The sequence below is a fragment of the Stenotrophomonas sp. YJH_SMC_53 genome, from assembly GCF_059369995.1.
Genome location: NZ_JCAFTF010000007.1, coordinates 235,603 through 255,353, shown reverse-complemented (window position 1 = coordinate 255,353; position 19,751 = coordinate 235,603). Strand labels below are relative to the sequence as shown.

Here is a 19,751-nt window from a genome sequence, read left to right as displayed (position 1 = left end):
GAAAGATCACGTCAGGATGAAGGAGGCGCGCCGCGTCTCATCAAACTGCAGGCTATTCACTGGAAGGACGCCAATGTCGGGCAGTAGCCCACGAGTGTGATGCTCCCATACCTCCGAAGGCCCCGCGATGTCAGCACCCACGGCGTGAATGCGATACACCGGCGCGTAGTCATCCCGTTCGTCCTCGAACGGACAGTCGAGCACCCAGCGCTTTGATGCGCTATCGGCTACCAGCATCATCCGCGGCAGGTCATGGAATCCGCGATACGCCAGGATGCGGTACTGCCCCGAAAGAAGGGTCATCGGAACTCTCAGCAGATTTGCGGTTCAGCGGCCGCGTCCGAACAGTACACCCCGCCTCGCCAGCGACGCCACCCGACGGCTGACCAGCGCGTGCAGCTCCGCCAGCTCCGACGCCCGGCCAGCCGTCATGTTGTCGCCGAACAGCACCCGCGACAGCCCCGCCGCGTCGCTGTCCTCCGGGTGTTGCCAGCGGTCGCGATACACCTTCTGGCACACCAGCCACGCCTGCGGCAGCCCTCCGCCGGGCAGCGGGCGGACCACGCGTTCGTAGACGTGCCAGAAGTGGTACTCGGCCTGCAGGTCGATCACAGGCGCCACGGACGGCGCCTGCCGGGGCCGTCCTGGGCCTCGGATGCCGAACAACCGGGTTGGCGGGGTCTGCTGTGCCATGCGCACAGGATGACCCAGCAACATTGTGGGAACCTTGCGTCGCCGCCAGAAAACCCCTGTTGTTTGCGCAAGGCGGGTTTCTAGGCGGGTTTTGGGGGTCAGAGCCCTTTGCTGCGCAAAGGGGTCTGACCCCGATCACGGGGTGGCTGCGGGGTCGGATCCCTTTGCGCAGCAAAGGGCTCTGACCCACGCCCTCGTCGCCTCAGAACGCCATCGAGGTACTGAACATCAGCTGCCGTGGCGCGCTGCGCTGCAGGGTCTGGTAATCCCCCGAGAACGACGAGCCGGCGATGGTGGCGGTGCCGATGTTGTGGCGGTTGAACAGGTTGCTCACGTCCAGCCGCAGTTCCAGGCCGGGCACGGCGCTGTCCGCACCGAAGCGGTAAGCGGCGTAGGTGTTGACCTGCCAGAACGTGGGCACGCGGATGTCGTTCTCGTAGGTGAAGGGCTGGCGCAGGTACGAGGTGCTGGTTGCACCAAAGCGCCAGTCACCGAAGTGGGCGGACAGGTCGCTGACCAGCGAGATCTGCGGGTAGCCCGGCTGGGCGTTGCCCTTGATCGGGTACACCGTGTCATCCACCACGAAATCGCTGTCATAGTACGAACGGGCCACGGCCACGCCCTGGTAGAACTGCAGGTGGTCGGTCAGGTCGGCGGTGATGCCGAGGTCGGCACCGATCACGTGCATCTTCGGCATCAACCGCACGGTGTTGATCTGTGCGAACTGGGTGCCGATGGCAGCCGACAGCAGGCGGTTGCGGATGTCGTTGTAGAACACATCGCCGGTGATCGTCAGCCGGTCGAAGCGGTGCGATGCGCCCACGGTAAGGTTCCAGTTCTTTTCCGGACGCAGGGTACCCGCCACGCGGTCGAACTCTTCCTGGTCGGTGATGGTCCACGCCGAGGCGGTGTAACCGATGTTGCCGCGCTGAGCGACGCGATAGCCGTTCATGGTATTGGCCAGGTCGATGAAGGCATCGGTGGATTCGGTCGGGCTCCAGAACAGCGAGACATGCGGCAGGAAGTTGCTCTTCGCGCGCAGCGTGCCGTTCACCGGCCGGTCCTTGGCATCGCCGAGGCCGCCGCCGCGGGTGCGGAAGTCCACGGCCTTGAAACCAAAGCCCAGCTTCAGCGTGTCGTTCAACACGATGTCGTCCTGCAGGTAGAACTGGCGCGAGCGGGTCACCCAGCTCGATGCGTTGTCGGTCTTGAACGCGGGACCGTACACATCGAACGGACCGGTGGCCTTCAGCGGCGGGCCCTCGCCCAGCAGTGGCTGCTGGTACCACTCGGTCTTGGCCGCAGCCTTGCTCTTCTCCTGCCAGAAGCCGGCGGTGAAGGTGTGCGCGCCGGTCTCGAACTGCAGGTTGACCATGCCACCCAGCCGGTTGAGGCGCGGCGTCTGCACCTGTTCGGAGAACGGCGCACCGTTGGGCGATGGCACGGTCGGGTCGGTCAGCGTGGCCTGGGTGTGGCTGTTGGCGTTGTACAGCTGCACGTTGCCACTCAGCGCCGGGGTGATCTGGAAGCGATGGTTGATCGATGACACGCGGTCGCGGGTGATCTGGCCGGTGTCGTACGGAATCAGTTCGGACAGCTCGCCGCAGGTGTAGGCGCCGCAGGACTTGTCTGCATTCTCCGGCGAGGCCACGTACCAGGCCCATGCGTAATCGGGATAGAAGATGTCGGCCTTCCAGCCCAGCTTGCGGATCATGTCGAAGGAGATGTTGTTGTAGCCCCAGACCTTGGCCTTGCTGTCGGACAGGAGCACGGTGACATCGCCCCAGGCGACGTCCTGCTGCAGCTTCAGGTCGCCGCGCAGGAAATCCTGCGTGCCCTCGCCCTGGTACTTGTCGGCGGACACGCGCTGCAGGTCGACCAGCACTTTCGGGCCCTGCTCGCCGAGCTGGCCGCTCTGCCCGGATACGGTGGTGACCAACGTGCTGTTGCTGCCCACGCCCTGCTTCACGCGCAGGCTGGGCGTGTCCTGCAGGTCGCGCAGGCGGTATTCCAGGCTGCCGCCGTTGACGCTGCTGGAGAACACGCTGACCGGTGCGCCACCGGGGCTGACCGTAATCGCACCGATGCCATCGGGCACGCCCACGTTCACCACGCTGGTGCCGGTAAGCGAGAGGAAGCCGTTGTCGTTCAGCGGCACGCCTTCGAAGGTGATGCCCATTTCATTCATGCGGAAGCCGCGCACGAACAGGCTGGTGGCCGAGATATCCAGGCCCAGTCCATCGGTGGCGGTGTAGCTGGCGCCCGGTACCTGCTTCAGCATGGCCAGGCCGTTGTTGCCGGTGACCATCGCGTCGAGGTCTTCGGCCTTGATGATGTAGCGGTTGGGACCAACCACCTGGGTCGGTGCCACGGCCGCACCGCGCGGTGTGGCGATGACCTGCAGGGCGTTGAGCGTGGTGGGCGTGTCGTGCGCGGCGTCGTGCGCGGCGTCGTGTGTTTCTGCGGCGTACGCAGGTGTGGTGATGGCCGCGATGATGGCAAGGGCGAGGCGCGTCGTGGGTGGGGTGTTCATAGCAGCAGATCCAAGGTGCAGGGAGAGAGCGGCGCAGGCGCACGCCCAGCACGTTGCAGCACCGGTGTCGGCGCCCTGGCTGGCGTTGCGATCGCGTTGAGAGGGTGACGGCGCGGTGCGCGCCGGTCAGTGGCAGAGGAAGACGATCCTCTGCCGTGGGATTCGATGGCGTGATTTCGACGTGCGGAATTCTTGCATCGCACTGCCGCATTCGCTATTGCACGGTGGTACAGCGCGGCTATACGCAGGTATCGTCCTGTCCGGTATCTTCAGATACCCGATTCCAGATTGGCAGGAGCCTTGATGATCCGCTGGACCACCTGGAAAGTAACAGCCACCGTTGGCATGATGTTGCTTTCGTGCATGGAAACTGCGCTATCGCACGACAGAGTTGAAGTGCGTTCCCCACAGCGTCTGGATGCCCTGATCGACGCGCTCGTCACCACGCCGTCGCCGATCAGCCCTGCCCAGTTGCATGAACTGGGCATCATCGCGCCGTTTTCATTTGAGAAGGATGCAGGACCGCGCATCTACCGGTCACAGCCGATGCTGACCGCCGATGGCTTTGCCATCGATAACGTGGAGTATCGCGTTATACGCGGCAAGGACGATGAAATCCGCCTTCTGTTCGTCACGTTCGTGGATACGCCATGCTTCCCACTGGAGCGGTTGGCTAAGCGTTACACCCTGCAGCCATTCATCTATCCACCCAGCCATGGTGCGCCATTGATCGCGCGGAACCACGAGCAGTACCATTCGCTCACCGTAGGAGCGCATGAGATCATCGTCCGCAGCCAGCGCGATGCTCCGCACTGCGTGCTGGGCCTGAGGCGCTGAGCGCCGCTTGGCGCCTCAACGCAATACGTAGGTCTCAATGGCGCGCGCCACGCCGTCATCGGCATTGCTGCTGGTCTCAAACCGCGCCACCGCCTTCACCGCGTCGATGGCATTGCCCATCGCCACGCTGGTGCCAGCGTACTGCAGCATGGTCAAGTCGTTCTCCTGGTCACCGATGGCCATCACATTGGCGCGGTCGATGCCCAGGTGCTCGGCCAGCTTCTGCAGGCTCGGGCCCTTGCCGGCGCGGTGGTCGAACACTTCCAGGAAGAACGGCGCGCTCTTCAGTACCGCGAAGCGCTCGGTCAGGTCGGTGGGCAGGCGCGCGATGGCGGCATCCAGCACGTCGGGTTCGTCGATCATCATCAGCTTGATGAAGGACATGGACGGGTCCATGTCGACCACGCGGCGATACGACAGCGGCATCCGCGAAAGATGCGAGTCGGCCACGGTGTAGTAGCTGATGTCCTGGTTGGGCGTGTACATGCGCTGGCTGTCCAGCGCCTGGAAGTGCACGCCCAGGTCGCGGGCGACCTGCTCGCAGAACAGGAAGTCGTCGAAGCTGAGCGGATACTCGACCACGGTTTCGCGCGTACCGATGCGCTGCACCAGGCCGCCATTGCAGGCGATGCAGTAGTCGTCGTTGCCGGTGATGCCGAGCTCGTGCAGGTACGGCGCCAGGCCCGGAACCGGGCGGCCACTGGTCAGCACGATGTGCACGCCCAGCGCCCGCGCCTGCGCGATGGCCCGCTTGGCCCGGGCGGTGAGCGTGTGGGTGGGGTCCAGCAGGGTGCCATCCATGTCGATAGCGACCAGTTCGATGGTCGATTGCCTGCGGCCCATGTCCATTGCGTTCAACTCGTGCGGGGCACGCCAGTTTAACCCCTCATGCCCGGTTCACCTCTTTGACTACGTTGGCCGGGATACTGAAGAGGCCTGTGCGTCCCCCACCGCAGGACGGCCCGCTGACCGCCCTTCCCTGGAGAACCTTGCGACGCATGACCTACCGTGCCCCCGAAACCAATGACAGCGCGCCCCTGGCCCAGCAGATCGAGCAGATGATCGACGAGCTGCCCGGCGACCAGGTGAGCGTCGGCACCCTGCTCAGCGCGCTGGGCGATGAGGGCCTGCTGCTGATCGTGATCCTGCTCTCGGCCATCTTCATCATTCCGGTGTCGATTCCCGGGCTGAGTACGGTGTTTGGCGCCTCGATCCTGCTGATCGGCCTGAGCCGGGTGCGCAACCGCCCGCTGTGGGTGCCACAGAAGCTGGCCCGCCGCGAGATCGCCACCGACAAGCTGAAGACCAACCTCGGCCGTGCGCTGAAATGGGTGCACCGCATGGAGCGGCTGTCGCGGCCGATGCGGCTGGCGGTGATGGTGCGCTCGAAGAAGATGATGCGCCTGAACAACCTGATGCTGGTGTTCGCGACCCTGCTGCTGATGGCGCCGGCCGGGCCGATTCCCTTCAGCAACACGCTGCCCGCATTGGCGCTGATGTCCTTCGCCATCGGCTTCATCCAGCGCGACGGCGCAGCGGTAGCGGCCGGTTATGGCTTCGTGGTGGCCACGGTGGTGTATTTCGGCGTACTGCTGGGTGGCGTGGGGTTTGCTGCCGAGTCGGTGTTCAGCGGGTTCCGCAGCGGTACTGCGGAACTGTAGAGCCGAGCCCACGCTCGGCTGCTCTTCGACCTGTACGCGGAAACCCCGCGCTGCGCGTAAGCCAAGCATGGCTCGGCTCTACAGAACTACTTGGCCGACACCCGCCACACCACGTCGCCCACGTCGTCGGCCACCAGCAGCGCGCCCTCGGCGTCCATGGCCATGCCCACCGGTGCGCCCATCAGGGTCTTCTCGTCCTTTGAGGCAAAGCCGCTCACCACGGTCTGCGGGCGCCCGGTCGGCTTGCCGTCCTTGAACGGTACATACACCACTTCGTAGCCGCTCAGCGGTGAACGGTCCCAGCTGCCGTGCTCGCCGATGAAGGCGCCGCCGTGGTACTGCGCCGGCAGCGCCTGGCCGGTGTAGAACAACAGGCCCAGCGGTGCCACGTGCGAGCCGATGGCGTAGTCCGGCACGATTGCCTTGGCCACCAGGTCAGGCCGCTGCGGCTGCACGCGTTCGTCCACGTGCTGCCCGTAGTAGCTGTAGGGCCAGCCGTAGAAGCCATCTTCCTTCACCGAGGTGAGGTAGTCAGGCACCAGGTCGGCACCGATCTCATCGCGTTCGTTTGCTACCGCCCACAGCTTCCCGGTACTCGGCTCCCAGTCCAGCCCAGTCGGATTGCGGATGCCCGAGGCGTAGATGCGGCTGCCGCGGGTGGCCACGTCCACTTCCAGCACCACCGCGCGGCGGTATTCGACGGCCAGGCCGTTCTCGGTGATGTTGCTGTTGGAGCCCACGCCCACATACAGCTTGCGGCCATCACGGCTGGCCAGCAGTTCCTTGGTCCAGTGGTGGTTGATGGTGCTGGGCAGGTCGGTGAACTCGCGGCCCTTGTCGGACATGCGGGTTTCGCCGGGCACGTAGTGGTACTGCATGATGTTGCCGGTGTTGGCCACGTACAGCGTGTCGCCGATCAGCTGGATGCCGAACGGCGAATGCAGGCCCTCGATGTAGACATGCTGGGTCCACGTGTTCGTTCCCGGCGTGCGGCGCAGCAGGGTGACCCGGTTCCCGCCCTTGCCGGCCTTGCCCGAGCGCGCTTTGACCTTGCCGGCAATCCACTGCTTGGGCGTGGTGACCGGTTCTTCGCCGGGGCCGTTGCCTTCCACCACCAGTACATCGCCATTGGGCAGGGTCAGCAGGCGCCGCGGATGCTGCAGGTTGGCGGCGATGCGCTCGATCTTCAGGCCCTCGGCCACCGTGGGGGTCTGCCCATCAGCCCAGCCGACGCCCTTGGGCACCTGCATCGGCGGCATCAGGAAGTTGGCCGGCTTGGGCAGCGGCGGCTGCGGGCCCGACTGGTCGGCGGGATGGTATTCAGCCTTGCCGGCGCAGGCCGACAGCATCACGGCCAGCGCCAGGGCGCCCACGGTGGGCAGGATGTGCTTAGCCATGACGACCTCCCTGCAGCACCGGCGGCTGCAGTGACAGCAGGATCAGGCCCAGGGCGATCAGGGCCACGGTCAACGCCGACAGGATCGTGCCCGGCACCGCAACGGCGTACGCATCGCGGCTGTGCACGAAGGCGTTCCAGATGGCCAGCACCACCGCGGCCAGGTTGAGGAAGAAGTCGATGCGGTCGATGCGGGTGGCGGTGCCGTTGCGGCGCCAGACCGCGAAGAGGTTGATCAGGCGCGGCACGATGGCGATCAGCAGGCCGAAGGTGATCAGCCAGGCAGCGGCCTTGCCCCACATCACCTCGGCGCTGTTGAGATAGATCGCGTCGAAGATCAGTGCGCCGACGAAGAAGCCGAAAGGTATCGGGTTCAACAGGCTGAACAGCGTGGTGCCGAGGCCGCGATGGGCCTGGGCGAGCGGATTGACCATCATCGTGCTCCGTGCGGAAGGGTGCACGGGCTGTAGTAGCACAGCCGCGTGTGAGGGGGCGCGATGATGCCCCGGCAGGACTGCCGCACCGGCCGGGCAGGCACCTCACTACGCGGGCTCGTCCTCGCGCACCTCGTGGAAGGGCAGCATCGTCTCGAAGCCGAATTCGTGTTCCATGCTGGTGCGGACCAGGCCGCCGATGGCGTAGTAGCTGGTATTGGCGTGCACATCGATGCCACAGGGACCATCCTCAGCCAGCAGGTGCAGTGTCTGCGCCCTACGCATCTTCACTCTTTCCTCCTGCAGCAGCGTGCGTCGGTGCCGCTTCATCAGCAAGCGCAACTGTTTGATCGTGGTGATATTGAATGTGGCGAGCGCCGGCAGCAGCTCGGCGATATCCGCATCGGTCCAGTAATCATGGCGACGGTGGTACATCGACAGCACCACCTTGCGGATGACGGCAACCGAGAGCGGAGTCTGGTCCGCGCGCGCACGGGCACGCTGGCGTGCCTTCTTCATGTGTGACTTCACCTGCATGTGATTACCCACGTTTCCCGTACCTCGAAGCAAGCGCGCGAAGATGGCGTGAAGGTATTCGCGTGACCTGTCATAACTTGACGTACTAAGCGATTGTGACGCAATTGGCACATTCGCACATTGCGGGTGTGAAGAGGTAGGGGGTTCTTCGTTGTGTCGCGTTTGGCTCGTTGCGATGGGGCAGTTCCGCCCCGCCGTCCTGCCATGCCGATTCACAACAGAAGGATTCGTGTATGAAGCGACACACGCAACGCACCGCGCCACCGCGCTCCGCGCGCCTGGCTCTCGCCACTGCTTTGGTACTGGGCAGCCTGGCCGTCACCGCCCAGGCCCAACAGGCCGATCCACTGGCGGCAATCCAGTGGCACCTGCTCAACACCGGGCAGACGGTCCCGGCTGACACGCTGCCGGTGGCCGGCAACGATCTGAACGTGGATGGCCTGTTCCGCAATGGCATCCGCGGCCAGGGCGTCACCATCGCCATCGTCGATGACGGCCTGCAGATCGCGCATCCGGACCTGGCGGCCAACGTGGCCGCGGTGGCCGGCAAGAACTTCACCAATGGCTCGAACAACCCCACCCCGACCAACCCGGATGTCGACAACCACGGCACCATGGTCGGTGGCATCGCCGGCGCGGTGGGCGCCAACAACCTGGGCGTGCGCGGTGTGGCCCCGGCGGCGACGTTGAAGGGCTTCAACCCGATTTCGCGCTCGGCCCTGGGCAACCAGCAGAGCAACATCGAGTACGCCTGGTGGGACGGCGCGGAATCGGCCGACGTGCAGGTGTTCAACAACAGCTGGGGCGCCGGCCCGGGCAATCCGAACCTGCCGCTGGCGTACAGCGAAAACACGATTCGTTCGTACGAGCAGGCACTGTCGGGCACGCGCGGTGGCCGCGGCGGCATCTACGTGAAGTCGGCCGGCAACAACTTCAACAATGCCTCGATCAGCCAGACCCAGGATGTCTGCACCACCGACACCAAGAACCGCAACACCGGCTGCGTGCCGGCCGGCCGCGATCCGCGCAACAACCTGTTCAACGTGATCACCGTGGGCGCGGTGCGCGCCGATGGCGTGCGCTCATCGTACTCCTCCACCGGCTCGGCCCTGTGGGTGTCGGCCTTTGGCGGTGAGTACGGCCTGCAGGCGCAGTACGCGCCCGGCCTGGTGGCACGCGCGTACGACCCGGCGATCGTCACCACCGACGTGACCGGATGCACCCAGGGCAGCAACAAGAACACCAACCGCCAGAACACACTGGACAGCAACCTGTCGGCCATCGACAGCACCTGCAACTACACCGCCAAGATGAACGGCACCTCGGCATCGGCGCCGATGGTATCGGGCGTGGCGGCACTGGTGCTGGAAGCCAATCCGAACCTGTCCTATCGCGATGTGAAGTACATCCTGGCCACTACCGCCACCCGCAACCACCCGAACCAGCCGGCGGTGACGCTGGCCGACGGGCGCACGCTGGTGCCGGGCTGGACGGTGAATGCCGCCGGCCGTGCCTACAGCAACTGGTATGGCTTCGGCGTGGTCAACGCTGCACGTGCAGTGCAGGTGGCCGAGAACTTCCAGTCGCTCGGTGCGCTGGTCGACAGCGGCTGGCGCAGCACCACGCGTACCGTGGCCATCGGCAACACCTCGGCCGCCGCCGCACGCCTGACCTTCCAGTTGGCCAACGGCGCGCGCAACATCGAAAGCGTGCAGCTGGGCTTCCGGGTCAACCACCGCAACACGCGCCAGCTGCAGTTCGTGCTGGTGTCGCCCAGCGGCACGCGCAGCGTGGTGCAACCGGCATTCACTGCGATCGGCTCGGGCACGGGTGGCGCGCAGAGCAATTTCACCAGCTGGGACCTGCTGTCCAGCAATGCCTTCCTGGATGAGAATGCCAGCGGCACCTGGACGCTGGAAGTGACCGACATGGGGCAGGCCGCGACCGCAGCTTCGCGCGGCAACCTCGAATTCTTCAAGATCCGCGTTCTGGGGCACTGATGATGAAGACCACCATTCTGTTGAGCACGCTCGCCCTCGCGGCGATGACCTCCCCTGCCTGGGCACAGAGCTCGGGGCAGACTCCTCCGGCCAGGACCCTGTCGACCGTGGATGCGCAGGAACTGAAGGCGTCCGCTACCGGCCGCGCGTTCGATGTGGGCGGCACGCGTTTCCAGCTGTCCCCCTCGGCCACGGTGAAGCAGGCCAGCGGCGGCCAGTTCACGATCACCCCGCAGGCGGCGGCGACCACCAGCTCGCGTACCAAGCGTTCGCTGGATGGCGCAGCGGCGGCACCTGCTGATGCCGGTGCCGGCAAGTTCGCGGCGGCGGTCTCCCGTGACGGCGCGCCGGTGGTGGCGACGTCGCGGGTCAAGGTGTTCTTCACCGATGCAGCCTCGGCCCAGCGCGCAGCCGCCGCCACTGGCGGTACCGTGGTGAAGGTCTCCAAGGCTTCAGGCCAGGCCATCGTGGAGTACCCGTCGGTGAACGCGGCGCTGGATGCGACCACCAGGCTGCTGTCCACCGCCGGTATCCGCGCGACCGAGCCGGACGTGGTGCAGTGGGAAGAAACCAAGTAAGGCGTTGAGTGGTGCCCCTGGCCGGTTGGCTCTCCTGGCCGGCCGGGGGATTGGTCCTGCGAGGGGCGGCGAGCATGTAGAGCCGAGCCTATGCTCGGCTGCTGTCTGCTCGGTGCGCGCGTATCGCGTTGAGCCGAGCATGGGCTCGGCTCTACAGCTGTGCCAACCAAGGTTGGCACCTGCCGGGGGCAGTGGTCAGCACCCACCGGCGTCAGCGGGCGGCGAGTGTGCCGCTGTGCTTGAGGTGGCAGCTGGCCAGCGCGTCGTTGCCGGCGGCCGGGTGGCCGGGTTCGAGCAGCAGGCGCTGCACGTCGGAGAACAGCTTGTCCACCGGCATGCCGTAGGGTGCGAACAAGCGCAGGCGGCCCTGGCGGTCGAACACGTAGCCACCGGCGATGTGGCTCATGGTGTAGGTATCCGGTACCTGGCCGGGCTCCTTTTCGTAGAACGCCTTGAAGTCGCTGGCCATCGCCGCCAGCTGTGCTTCGTTGCCGACCAGCGCGATTGCCTTGGGATCGAAGGCTTCCACATAGGTGCGCGCAACCTCCGGCGTATCCCGCGCCGGGTCGACGCTGACGAACACCACCTGCAGCTGGTCGGCATCCCTGCCCATCAGGTGCTTCACCTGGCTCAGCTCGACCATGGTGGTCGGGCACACGTCCGGGCAGCTGGTGAAGCCGAAGAACAGATAGGTCACCTGGCCCTGCAGGTCCTTCGGGCCACGCACGGTGCCGTGGCTGTCGGGCATCGACCACTGCTGGCCCAGTTCTTCGCAGGCGATGTCCTTGGAATAGAAGTCCATGCGCGACTGCGCACTGCAGCCGGCCAGCAGGCAGAGCAGCAGGCCTGCGGCCAGCCGCAGGCCACGATGGGGGAACGCAATGCCTTTCACGGTTCGCAGGCTCAGTTGATCATCATGTGGTAGTGCATGCTCCAGATGATCCAGACCGACAGCGCGACGATGATGAACAGGATCACCAGGGTGAACACGAAGCTGGCCAGGTTCCAGCCGCCTTCGGACTTGCGGTCCATGTGCAGGAAATAGACCAGCTGCACCAGGATCTGTGCCACCGCGAAGCCGACCAGCAGGAACAGCGTGAGCGGCCGCGACAGCACCGGGTTCATCACCAGCGCGAACGGCACCACGGTCAGCAGCGCGCACAGCACGAAACCGATCAGGTAGGACTTGGTGGAGCCGTGCGCATTGCCGGCGCGCGAGGTTTCGACGTGGGCCATGTCAGAAGGCTCCGATCAGGTAGACGAAGGTGAAGACGCAGATCCACACCAGGTCCAGGAAGTGCCAGAACAGGCTCAGGCACGAAACGCGGGTGATGTTGGTCGGGGTCAGGCCACGGCGGTAGACCTGGTGCATGACCACCGCCATCCAGATCAGGCCGCTGGCGACGTGCAGGCCGTGGGTGGCGACCAGCGCAAAGAACGCCGACAGGTAGGCACTGGTGCTCGGGCCTGCGCCTTCGTGGATCAGGTGCGAGAACTCGTAGATTTCCATGCCGATGAACGAGGCACCGAGCACGAAGGTCACGCCCAGCCAGCGCAGCACCGCCGACGTATCGTGGCGATGCATCGCCAGCACGGCCTGGCCGTAGGTGATGCTGGACACCAGCAGCAGGAAGGTCTCGGCCATCACGAACGGCAACGAGAACAGCTCCTTGCCGGTAGGGCCGCCGGCGTAGGCGGTGCTGAGCACCGCGTACGAGGCGAACAGCGAACCGAACAGCACCAGGTCGGACATGAGGTAGACCCACATGCCGAACACCTTCATGCCGCCCTGCTCGTGGCTGTGGTCGTGCTCGTGGTGGTCCTCGTGCGCCTGCGTGTCGCTGGCCAGCTCGGGGCGGGTCAACAGGTTCATGCGCGTACCTCCTTCAGCTTGGCAAGGTTGGCCGCTTCGGTGCGCGCCACCTCTTCGGAACTGACGTAGTAGTCCACGTCCTCGTCGTAGGACCGCACGATCAGGGTGACGATCATCGCGATGAAGCTGGCCGCGGCCATCCACCAGATGTGCCAGACCAGGGCGAAGCACAGCACCAGGATCCAGATGTTGAGGATCAGTGGCACGCCGGTGTTCTTCGGCATGTGGATCGGCGCGTACTTCTTCGGCGGCGGCGGCAGGCCGCGCTTCTTCGCTTCATGGAAGGCGTCCAGCTCGTCGGCCTTGGGCACCACGGCGAAGTTGTAGAACGGCGGCGGCGACGGCGTGGCCCATTCCAGCGTGCGTGCGTTCCACGGGTCGCCGGTCAGGTCCAGGTTGCGCTTGCGGTCGCGCACGCTCACGTAGATCTGCACCAGCATCAGGATGATGCCCGCGAACACGAACAGCGCACCGATGAAGGCGGCGATCAGGTACGGCGTCCACGCCGGGTTGTCGTACTGGTTCATGCGGCGGGTCATGCCCATGAAGCCCAGCATGTACAGCGGCATGAAGGCCAGGTAGAAGCCGATCACCCAGCAGGCGAACGACCATTTGCCCAGGCGCTCGTTGAGGGTGAAGCCGAACACCTTCGGGAACCAGTAGGCGAAGCCGGCCAGGTAGCCGAACAGCGCACCGCCGATGATGGTGTTGTGGAAGTGCGCGACCAGGAACAGGCTGTTGTGCAGAAGGAAGTCCGCGCCCGGAATGGCCAGCAGCACGCCGGTCATGCCACCAATGGTGAAGGTGACCAGGAAGGCGATGGTCCACAGCATCGGCACGCTGAACTCGACGCGGCCGCCGTACATGGTGAACAGCCAGGTAAAGATCTTCACGCCGGTGGGAATGGCGATGATCATCGTCATGATGCCGAAGAAGGCGTTGACGCTGGCACCGGAACCCATGGTGAAGAAGTGGTGCAACCAGACGATGAACGACAGGATGCCGATCGCCAGCGTTGCACCGACCATCGACTTGTAGCCGAACAGCTTCTTGCGCGCGAACGTGGCGGTGACTTCAGAGAAGATGCCGAACGCCGGCAGCACCAGGATGTACACCTCCGGGTGGCCCCAGGCCCACACCAGGTTCACGTACATCATCGGGTTGCCACCCAACGTGTTGGTGTAGAAGTTGAAGTCCAGGTAGCGGTCCAGGGTGAGCGCACCCAGCGCCACGGTCAGGATCGGGAAGGCGGCGATGATGATCACGCTGGTGACCAGCACGGTCCAGGTGAACACCGGCATCTTCATCAGGGTCATGCCCGGCGCACGCATGCGCAGGATGGTGATGAACAGGTTGACGCCGGTCAGCAAGGTGCCGATGCCCGAAGCCTGCAATGCCCAGATGTAGTAGTCCACGCCCACGCCTGGACTGAACTCGATGCCCGACAGCGGCGGATAAGCCACCCAGCCGGTCATGGCGAATTCGCCAACGCCCAGCGAGATCATCATCAGCGCTGCGCCGACCACGAAGATCCAGAAGCTGAAGGCGTTGAGGAACGGGAACGCCATGTCGCGAGCGCCGATCTGCAACGGCACGATGATGTTCATCAGGCCGACCACGAACGGGGTGGCCACGAAGAAGATCATGATCACGCCGTGCGCGGTGAAGATCTGGTCGTAGTGCTCCGGTGGCAGGAAGCCATCACTGCCCGGCCCGGCCGCCGCCAGCTGCGCGCGCATCATCAGCGCATCGGCGAAGCCACGCACCAGCATGACCAGCGCCACCACCACGTACATGATGCCGATCTTCTTGTGGTCCACGGTGGTGAACCAGTCACGCCACAACGGGCCCCACAGCTTGAAGTACGTCACCGCGCCAAGCAGCGCGAGGCCACCCAGCACCATGGCCACCAATGTGACCACGACGATCGGCTCGTGCAGCGGCACGGCCTCCCACGTCAATTTACCCAACATGTTCGTTACTCCTGGGAAACCTGGGCACCGCCGGCAGCGCCCGCCGGGGTAGCCGCAGCGGTGTTCTCACCGACGCCGATGAACTGGTCGATGACCTTCTTGAACAGCAGCGGTTCAACACTGGAGAAGTGCTGCACCGGTGCGTTCTTCGACGGCGCGGCCAGCGCCTTGAACTGCGCGAAGCTGAGCGCGTCCGGCGCGCTGCGCACCTCGGCCACCCAGCGCTCGAAGTCTTCGTTGCTGCTGGCGGTGGCAATGAACTTCATGTTCGAGAAGCCATGCCCGCTGTAGTTGCCGGACATGCCACGGAACTGGCCAGGCTCGTTGGCGATCAGGTGCAGCTGCGTGCGCATGCCCGCCATCGCGTAGATCTGCCCACCGAGCTGCGGGATGAAGAAGGTATTCATCGTCGAGTTGGAGGTGATGTTGAACGCCAGCGGGCGGTTGGCCGGGAAGTTGAGCTGGTTGACCGTGGCGATGCCCAGGTCCGGGTACACGAACACCCACTTCCAGTCGGTGGCGATCACGTCCACGTGCAGCGGTTCACCGGCCACGTCCAGCGGCTTGTACGGGTCCAGCTCGTGGGTCGACTTCCACACGATCACTGCCAGGCCGGCAATGATCAGCAGCGGCACGCCCCAGACCACGATTTCCACCTTGGTGGAGTGCGACCAGTCCGGCGTGTATTTCGCTTGGGTGTTGCCGGCGCGGAAGCGCCAGGCGAAAACGAAGGTCAGCACAATGGCCGGTATCACCACGATCAGCATCAGGCCGATGCAGATCAGGATCAGGTCGCGCTGGGCGAGCCCGACCATGCCCTTCGAATCCAGCAGCACCCAGTCACAGCCCGACAGGCCGACGCAGGCCAGGGCGACCAGCGCCAGGCGGATGCGGTTCCAGCAGATATTCATTGGAGGTCAACCCTGTTGAAGAAGCGCGCTTGACCGGCTCGCCTGCGCGCAGCGCCCGGGCGTGGAGCGGCTACACTGTGGGTACGAGGTCGCCTACAAGAGGGCGAACCACTCCAATCAAGCCCATACAAGATACATCATTGTATGGACTTGTGCACCTGCACGTATGGAAAAACCTGACCGATGACGCCACCTGCCGCCGGCCGCCGCCTGAAACACCCCAATCGCACCTGGGTTCGCCCCTTCCGCGAGGGCGCCGGCCCGCTGTACCTGCAGATTGCCCAGCAGGTGCGCGAGGCGGTGGATGACGGCGTGCTGCGCCCGGGCGACCGGCTGCCGCCGCAGCGCGACCTGGCCCAGCAGGTGGGCGTGGACCTGACCACGGTCACCCGCGCCTTCGCCGAGCTGCGCCAGGCCGGCCTGCTGGATGCGCAGGGCGCCGGCGGTACCTTCATCGCACTGTCGGCCGGAAACCGCAGCACCTCGGTGGACCTGAGCATGAACATCCCGCCGCTGCTGGGCAGCGCGCCGTTCGCGCAGGGCATGGAGGCCGGTTTCCAGCACGTGGGCCAGCAGCTGGGCCAGGGCGAACTGATGAGCTACCACGTCGGCGCCGGCACCCGCGAGGACCGCGCCGCCGCCGTGCAGTGGCTGTCACCGATGCTGGGGACGGTCGGTGCCGACCAGGTGGTGATCTGCCCCGGTGCGCAGACCGCACTGTGCGCGCTGATCCTGGCCCGCACCCAGCCGGGCGAGCTGATCGCCGCCGAGCAGCTGACCTACCCGGGCCTGCTGGCCGCCGCGCGCGTGCTGCAGCGGGGCGTGGTGCCGGTAGCGATGGACGCCGAAGGCATGCTGCCCGATGCGCTGGAAGAAGCCTGCCAGCTGCGCCGCCCGCGCCTGCTGTACCTGGTACCGACCATCCAGAACCCGACCACGGCAACGATGTCGGCACAACGCCGGCAGGCCCTGTTGGCGGTCGCCAAGCGCCACGATCTGACCGTGATCGAAGACGATCCCTACTGGTTGCTGGCCGGGGACGCCGCACCGCCGCTGGCCGCCCACCGCGACGCCGGCTGCCCGGTGTATTACATCTCCACCCTGTCCAAGTGCCTGGCACCGGGCCTGCGCACCGCCTACCTGGTGGTGCCGGCCGGCGAACCGATGGAACCGGTGCTGGACGCCCTGCGTGCGATCGCGCTGATGCCGACCCAGTCAATGGTGGCGGTGGCCTCGCAGTGGATCCGCAGCGGCAAGGCCCAGGACATGGTGCAGCGCTTCCAGCAGGAGCTGCGCGAGCGCCAGGCGATTGCTGCGCAGTACTTGCCGTCCCGTGCCCAGGCCCATCCGGCCGGCCTGCATGTGTGGCTGCCGCTGCCGCCACGGCTGGACCAGTACCGGCTGATCCAAGCCGCGCAGGAACAGGGGCTGGGCATCGCCAGTTCCGACGCCTTCAGCGTGGAAGAACCGCCTCCGGGCAACGCGATCCGCGTGTCACTGGGCGGCGCGGTTGACCAGGGTGCGCTCGCCGGGGCGCTGGCCAAGCTGAACGAGATCCTGTCGGAGGCCCCCGAGGCCCGGCATAACGCCATCGTCTGAACCGGGTGCATGGCACCTCATCCATACAAGATGATATTTTGTATGCAATGTATGGATGAAGGGACGTGCCTCGATGCGCGCGGAGAAACTGAAGTTCCACCTGGTGATGGCCGGCTGCGGTGGCTTTGTGGTGCTGATGCTGGCCGCGCTGGCCTGGGTCTGCCTGCAGCCGCAGACCGTGGATGTGCAGGCCGCCGAACGCCACGCCATCGAGCAATGCGTGCAGCGCAGCGAGGATCCGTCGCGTAGCGAGATCCAGCGCCGCGCGCAGGCCGATTCCTGCCGCGAGATGCGCAAGCAGTACGTACACAAGTTCGGCGGGGACGCGTCCTGATGGGCGCAGCCGCGCCGCGTCGCCGCTGGTTGCTGCCGACGATGATCGCCCTCGCCTGCCTGTTCATGGCCGGCGTGGCGGCGGCGCTGTGGCAGTACTTCGGCTACAGCGCGCAGTCCACGTTCACCGAACAGGCCATCGTCTTCGACGACTCGCAGCTGCGCCTGCCGGCCGATCTGGCCGGTAATAAGGGCCGCATCCGCGTGGTGCATTTCTGGGACCCGGCCTGCGGCGTGTGCAACCGCGAGACTGGTGCGCACCTGAGCTACCTGATCAGCATGTACCGCCGCGCCGGCATCGACTTCTACGCGATCCGTCGCCCTGGCACGCAGGGCGAACTGCCCGAGCCGCTGCGCAACAAGGTGATCAACCTGCCGACCATCGATGGCATCGAGCACATTCCGGCCAGCCCTGCCGTGGCGATCTGGGACCGGCAGGGTCATCTGGCCTACGCTGGGCCGTACAGCATCGGCATGGTCTGCAACTCGGCCAACAGTTTCGTCGAACCGCTGCTGGACAGACTGGTGCGCGGCGAATCCGTGCGCCCGAAAGGACTGCTTGCCGTGGGCTGTTACTGCCCGTGGCGGGCCAAGCGCTGAGGACGCGCAATGACATCACTGGCTCTGGGTGGCGTGGCCGCCGCAAACAACAACGGCGGTCACCTGTCCGAACCGACCGATGGTTATGGACAGGCTCCCGCCGTTGGAAGCAACGATACGCCCCGACATGCTCCGTACATGCCGCGACCAGATGTCGCAGCGCGCGAATGGGTGCAGGACGTGCTCGCGCACAACGGGCCGATCTATCTGCGCATCGTCAATTCGCTGGAGCGCACGGTGCGTCGCGGTGGTCTTGCACCGGGGCAGCGCCTTCCCTCGCAGCGCGCGTTGGCGCAGCAGCTCGGCGTCGACCTGACCACGGTAACGCGGGCATTCGATGAAGCGCGCAAGCGCGGCCTGATCGAAGCGCGTGGGCCACAAGGCAGTTTCATCGCACCGCCCAAGGCTGGCTTCGACCAAGTGGTGGACCTGAGCATGAACGTGCCACCGGTACCCGATGCCGACGCGCTGGCCGAGACCCTGCGCCGCGGTGCCGCCGCCGTGCTTGCGCGCAGCAATGCACCGAACCTGATGACTTACCACCTGGGCGGCGGCAACCCGACCGACCGCCATGCGGCAGCGCGCTGGCTGCAACCGATGCTGGGCACGGTGGACGATGCCTGCCTGCTACTGACCGAAGGCGCCCAGGTGGCGCTGGCCGCGATCCTGCTCAGCCAGGGCCGCGATGGCGACGCGATCCTGTGCGATGCGCTGGTCTATCCGGGCCTGCTGCAGGCCGCAGCGGCGCTTGGCCGGCGGCTGCTGCCGGTGGACTGCGACGAACACGGCATGTGCCCTGAAGCGCTGCTGCGGCAGGCACGCGGGAGTGGCGCGCGGCTGCTCTATCTCAACCCCACCTGCCAGAACCCGACCGCGCTGACGTTGCCGTTGCAGCGGCGCGAAGCGCTGGCGCGTGTGCTGGAGAGTGAAGGCCTGCTGGCGATCGAGGATGATCCGTACTGGCACCTTGCCGAAGAGGCGCCGATACCCCTGGCGATGCTGGCACCGCGCCATGTGTTCCATGTGGCGACGCTGTCGAAGGTGATCAGCCCGGGCCTGCGCACCGCCTTCGTGCGCTGCCCGAGTGCCGCGCATGCCGAGGCGATGACCGCCGCGCTGCGGGCGACGCGGCTGATGGGCCATCCATTGGTGTCGGCGCTGGCCAGCCAACTGTTGCTGGATGGTTCGGCACAATCGCTGCTGGCGCAGGTGCGTGCCGAGGCGCGCGAGCGCATGCGCATGGCCCGCTACCTGCTTGCGCCTTCGCTGCTGCTGCGCGCCGAAGGCCTGCATGCCTGGTGCCGGGTACCAGCGCCATGGACCGACGCCACGCTGGTGCGTACCGCGCAGCTGCAGGGGCTGGCCATCGCTCCTTCATCGGCGTTCTGTCCGCCCGGGGTGCAGCATCAGCACGGCGTGCGGCTGTCGTTGGGGCTGGCGGCGGACCGACGGCAGCTGGAGAGCGCGTTGCGGCGGATTGACCGGTTGTTGTTGTCGGACGCGCTGCCGGCGATTGACCGGTAGCGCCGGGCCATGCCCGGCGAATCGTAGATCCACGCCATGCGTGGACAGGATGTGCCGACCAACGGTCGGCGCCCACCAGACCGAGTGCCGGCCGCCGGCCGGCGAAAGATTCCCCGGCACGGTTGGAATGTGCCAACCAAGGTTGGCACCCACCAAAGCAGGGTGATGTGCCGACCAACGGTCGGCACCCACCAGGCTGGAGGAGGATCGGTAGTGCCGGCCGCTGCCCGGCGGAAGATTCCCCGGCACGGTGGGAATGTGCCAACCAA

20 protein-coding genes are annotated in these 19,751 nt (G+C 65.8%); 8 read left to right on the top strand and 12 right to left on the bottom strand.

From position 1 onward, the window contains the following. Positions 1-6 precede the first annotated feature (6 nt). The 3 genes from AC5P7X_RS13480 to AC5P7X_RS13470 form a co-directional block, all read right to left on the bottom strand. The gene (locus AC5P7X_RS13480) at positions 7-303 is read right to left on the bottom strand and encodes a hypothetical protein (protein WP_206620759.1); all 297 of its coding nucleotides are present in this window, start codon (positions 301-303) and stop codon (positions 7-9) included. A 24-nt stretch (positions 304-327) separates the two neighbouring features. Beyond that, on the bottom strand, positions 328-717 hold the full coding sequence (locus tag AC5P7X_RS13475; RefSeq protein WP_495214981.1) for a hypothetical protein: 390 nt from the start codon (positions 715-717) through the stop codon (positions 328-330). Between the two features lie 178 nt (positions 718-895). Continuing rightward, positions 896-3,226, bottom strand: a complete 2,331-nt coding sequence (locus tag AC5P7X_RS13470) for a TonB-dependent receptor (RefSeq protein WP_495214979.1) — start codon at positions 3,224-3,226, stop codon at positions 896-898. A gap of 303 nt (positions 3,227-3,529) precedes the next feature. Between AC5P7X_RS13470 and AC5P7X_RS13465 the strand changes: the two genes are divergently transcribed. Continuing rightward, positions 3,530-4,063, top strand: coding sequence for a hypothetical protein (locus AC5P7X_RS13465; protein WP_495214978.1), 534 nt, complete (start codon positions 3,530-3,532; stop codon positions 4,061-4,063). A 15-nt stretch (positions 4,064-4,078) separates the two neighbouring features. On the opposite strand, the gene yidA is transcribed toward AC5P7X_RS13465, so the two are convergent. Then, positions 4,079-4,912 (bottom strand): sugar-phosphatase, encoded by an 834-nt coding sequence (gene yidA / locus AC5P7X_RS13460; RefSeq protein ID WP_495214977.1) that lies wholly within the window; start codon positions 4,910-4,912, stop codon positions 4,079-4,081. Between the two features lie 149 nt (positions 4,913-5,061). On the opposite strand from yidA, the gene AC5P7X_RS13455 reads away from it, so the two are divergent. Continuing rightward, entirely contained in the window at positions 5,062-5,724 is a 663-nt protein-coding gene (locus AC5P7X_RS13455; protein ID WP_005420011.1) for an exopolysaccharide biosynthesis protein, read from the top strand. 86 nt (positions 5,725-5,810) lie between these two features. Here AC5P7X_RS13455 and AC5P7X_RS13450 read toward each other — a convergent pair whose 3' ends face one another. The 3 genes from AC5P7X_RS13450 to AC5P7X_RS13440 form a co-directional block, all read right to left on the bottom strand. Then, positions 5,811-7,121: a PQQ-dependent sugar dehydrogenase gene (locus tag AC5P7X_RS13450; protein ID WP_329847066.1), complete on the bottom strand. Its 1,311-nt coding sequence runs from the start codon at positions 7,119-7,121 to the stop codon at positions 5,811-5,813. Then, the gene (locus AC5P7X_RS13445; protein WP_171957656.1) at positions 7,114-7,554 is read right to left on the bottom strand and encodes a DUF2231 domain-containing protein; all 441 of its coding nucleotides are present in this window, start codon (positions 7,552-7,554) and stop codon (positions 7,114-7,116) included. The genes AC5P7X_RS13450 and AC5P7X_RS13445 overlap by 8 nt, the downstream gene beginning before the upstream one ends. A 108-nt stretch (positions 7,555-7,662) precedes the next feature. Continuing rightward, complete coding sequence (locus tag AC5P7X_RS13440; protein ID WP_229298491.1) at positions 7,663-8,073, bottom strand: hypothetical protein; 411 nt, start codon at positions 8,071-8,073, stop codon at positions 7,663-7,665. Positions 8,074-8,324: 251 nt separating this feature from the next. Here AC5P7X_RS13440 and AC5P7X_RS13435 point away from each other — a divergent pair, with 251 nt between their 5' ends. Together AC5P7X_RS13435 and AC5P7X_RS13430 are read left to right on the top strand one after the other, a co-directional pair. Further along, on the top strand, positions 8,325-10,091 hold the full coding sequence (locus tag AC5P7X_RS13435; protein ID WP_495214974.1) for a S8 family serine peptidase: 1,767 nt from the start codon (positions 8,325-8,327) through the stop codon (positions 10,089-10,091). Further along, a complete protein-coding gene (locus tag AC5P7X_RS13430; RefSeq protein WP_111178094.1) occupies positions 10,091-10,669 on the top strand; it encodes a DNA breaking-rejoining protein in 579 nt (192 codons plus the stop codon). Before AC5P7X_RS13435 ends, AC5P7X_RS13430 begins: the two co-directional genes overlap by 1 nt. Positions 10,670-10,880: 211 nt before the next feature. Here AC5P7X_RS13430 and AC5P7X_RS13425 read toward each other — a convergent pair whose 3' ends face one another. From AC5P7X_RS13425 to cyoA, 5 genes are read right to left on the bottom strand one after another with little or no spacing between them, the layout of a single operon-like run. Further along, on the bottom strand, positions 10,881-11,561 hold the full coding sequence (locus tag AC5P7X_RS13425) for an SCO family protein (RefSeq protein WP_346607410.1): 681 nt from the start codon (positions 11,559-11,561) through the stop codon (positions 10,881-10,883). 11 nt (positions 11,562-11,572) lie between these two features. Then, the gene (gene cyoD / locus AC5P7X_RS13420; RefSeq protein ID WP_005411473.1) at positions 11,573-11,905 is read right to left on the bottom strand and encodes a cytochrome o ubiquinol oxidase subunit IV; all 333 of its coding nucleotides are present in this window, start codon (positions 11,903-11,905) and stop codon (positions 11,573-11,575) included. A gap of 1 nt (position 11,906) precedes the next feature. Then, positions 11,907-12,542, bottom strand: coding sequence for a cytochrome o ubiquinol oxidase subunit III (cyoC, locus tag AC5P7X_RS13415; protein ID WP_228354889.1), 636 nt, complete (start codon positions 12,540-12,542; stop codon positions 11,907-11,909). Beyond that, on the bottom strand, positions 12,539-14,515 hold the full coding sequence (gene cyoB, locus AC5P7X_RS13410; protein WP_138953524.1) for a cytochrome o ubiquinol oxidase subunit I: 1,977 nt from the start codon (positions 14,513-14,515) through the stop codon (positions 12,539-12,541). Before cyoB ends, cyoC begins: the two co-directional genes overlap by 4 nt. A 5-nt stretch (positions 14,516-14,520) precedes the next feature. Next, a complete protein-coding gene (gene cyoA / locus AC5P7X_RS13405) occupies positions 14,521-15,426 on the bottom strand; it encodes a ubiquinol oxidase subunit II (protein WP_005420037.1) in 906 nt (301 codons plus the stop codon). Between the two features lie 183 nt (positions 15,427-15,609). Between cyoA and AC5P7X_RS13400 the strand changes: the two genes are divergently transcribed. From AC5P7X_RS13400 to AC5P7X_RS13385, 4 genes are read left to right on the top strand one after another with little or no spacing between them, the layout of a single operon-like run. Next, on the top strand, positions 15,610-17,025 hold the full coding sequence (locus AC5P7X_RS13400; protein WP_495214972.1) for an aminotransferase-like domain-containing protein: 1,416 nt from the start codon (positions 15,610-15,612) through the stop codon (positions 17,023-17,025). Positions 17,026-17,080: 55 nt separating this feature from the next. Continuing rightward, positions 17,081-17,359: a hypothetical protein gene (locus tag AC5P7X_RS13395; RefSeq protein ID WP_005420041.1), complete on the top strand. Its 279-nt coding sequence runs from the start codon at positions 17,081-17,083 to the stop codon at positions 17,357-17,359. Next, positions 17,359-17,958 carry a DUF6436 domain-containing protein gene (locus AC5P7X_RS13390; protein ID WP_253134493.1) on the top strand — a complete coding sequence of 200 codons (600 nt, stop codon included), beginning with the start codon at positions 17,359-17,361 and terminating at the stop codon, positions 17,956-17,958. The genes AC5P7X_RS13395 and AC5P7X_RS13390 overlap by 1 nt, the downstream gene beginning before the upstream one ends. 9 nt (positions 17,959-17,967) lie before the next feature. After that, positions 17,968-19,482, top strand: a complete 1,515-nt coding sequence (locus tag AC5P7X_RS13385; RefSeq protein ID WP_253134495.1) for an aminotransferase-like domain-containing protein — start codon at positions 17,968-17,970, stop codon at positions 19,480-19,482. Positions 19,483-19,751 lie beyond the last annotated feature (269 nt).

Bases quoted from the DNA above. Each gene is read 5' to 3' on its own strand.
- AC5P7X_RS13440 (WP_229298491.1), bottom strand. From the start codon at position 8,073: ATGAAGAAGGCACGCCAGCGTGCCCGTGCGCGCGCGGACCAGACTCCG.
- AC5P7X_RS13430 (WP_111178094.1), top strand. From the start codon at position 10,091: ATGATGAAGACCACCATTCTGTTGAGCACGCTCGCCCTCGCGGCGATG.
- AC5P7X_RS13435 (WP_495214974.1), top strand. From the start codon at position 8,325: ATGAAGCGACACACGCAACGCACCGCGCCACCGCGCTCCGCGCGCCTG.
- AC5P7X_RS13475 (WP_495214981.1), bottom strand. From the start codon at position 717: ATGTTGCTGGGTCATCCTGTGCGCATGGCACAGCAGACCCCGCCAACC.
- AC5P7X_RS13470 (WP_495214979.1), bottom strand. From the start codon at position 3,226: ATGAACACCCCACCCACGACGCGCCTCGCCCTTGCCATCATCGCGGCC.
- cyoA (WP_005420037.1), bottom strand. From the start codon at position 15,426: ATGAATATCTGCTGGAACCGCATCCGCCTGGCGCTGGTCGCCCTGGCC.
- AC5P7X_RS13480 (WP_206620759.1), bottom strand. From the start codon at position 303: ATGACCCTTCTTTCGGGGCAGTACCGCATCCTGGCGTATCGCGGATTC.
- AC5P7X_RS13465 (WP_495214978.1), top strand. From the start codon at position 3,530: ATGATCCGCTGGACCACCTGGAAAGTAACAGCCACCGTTGGCATGATG.
- yidA (WP_495214977.1), bottom strand. From the start codon at position 4,912: ATGGACATGGGCCGCAGGCAATCGACCATCGAACTGGTCGCTATCGAC.
- AC5P7X_RS13385 (WP_253134495.1), top strand. From the start codon at position 17,968: ATGACATCACTGGCTCTGGGTGGCGTGGCCGCCGCAAACAACAACGGC.
- AC5P7X_RS13395 (WP_005420041.1), top strand. From the start codon at position 17,081: ATGAAGGGACGTGCCTCGATGCGCGCGGAGAAACTGAAGTTCCACCTG.
- cyoB (WP_138953524.1), bottom strand. From the start codon at position 14,515: ATGTTGGGTAAATTGACGTGGGAGGCCGTGCCGCTGCACGAGCCGATC.
- AC5P7X_RS13390 (WP_253134493.1), top strand. From the start codon at position 17,359: ATGGGCGCAGCCGCGCCGCGTCGCCGCTGGTTGCTGCCGACGATGATC.
- AC5P7X_RS13455 (WP_005420011.1), top strand. From the start codon at position 5,062: ATGACCTACCGTGCCCCCGAAACCAATGACAGCGCGCCCCTGGCCCAG.
- cyoC (WP_228354889.1), bottom strand. From the start codon at position 12,542: ATGAACCTGTTGACCCGCCCCGAGCTGGCCAGCGACACGCAGGCGCAC.
- AC5P7X_RS13445 (WP_171957656.1), bottom strand. From the start codon at position 7,554: ATGGTCAATCCGCTCGCCCAGGCCCATCGCGGCCTCGGCACCACGCTG.
- AC5P7X_RS13400 (WP_495214972.1), top strand. From the start codon at position 15,610: ATGACGCCACCTGCCGCCGGCCGCCGCCTGAAACACCCCAATCGCACC.
- AC5P7X_RS13450 (WP_329847066.1), bottom strand. From the start codon at position 7,121: ATGGCTAAGCACATCCTGCCCACCGTGGGCGCCCTGGCGCTGGCCGTG.
- cyoD (WP_005411473.1), bottom strand. From the start codon at position 11,905: ATGGCCCACGTCGAAACCTCGCGCGCCGGCAATGCGCACGGCTCCACC.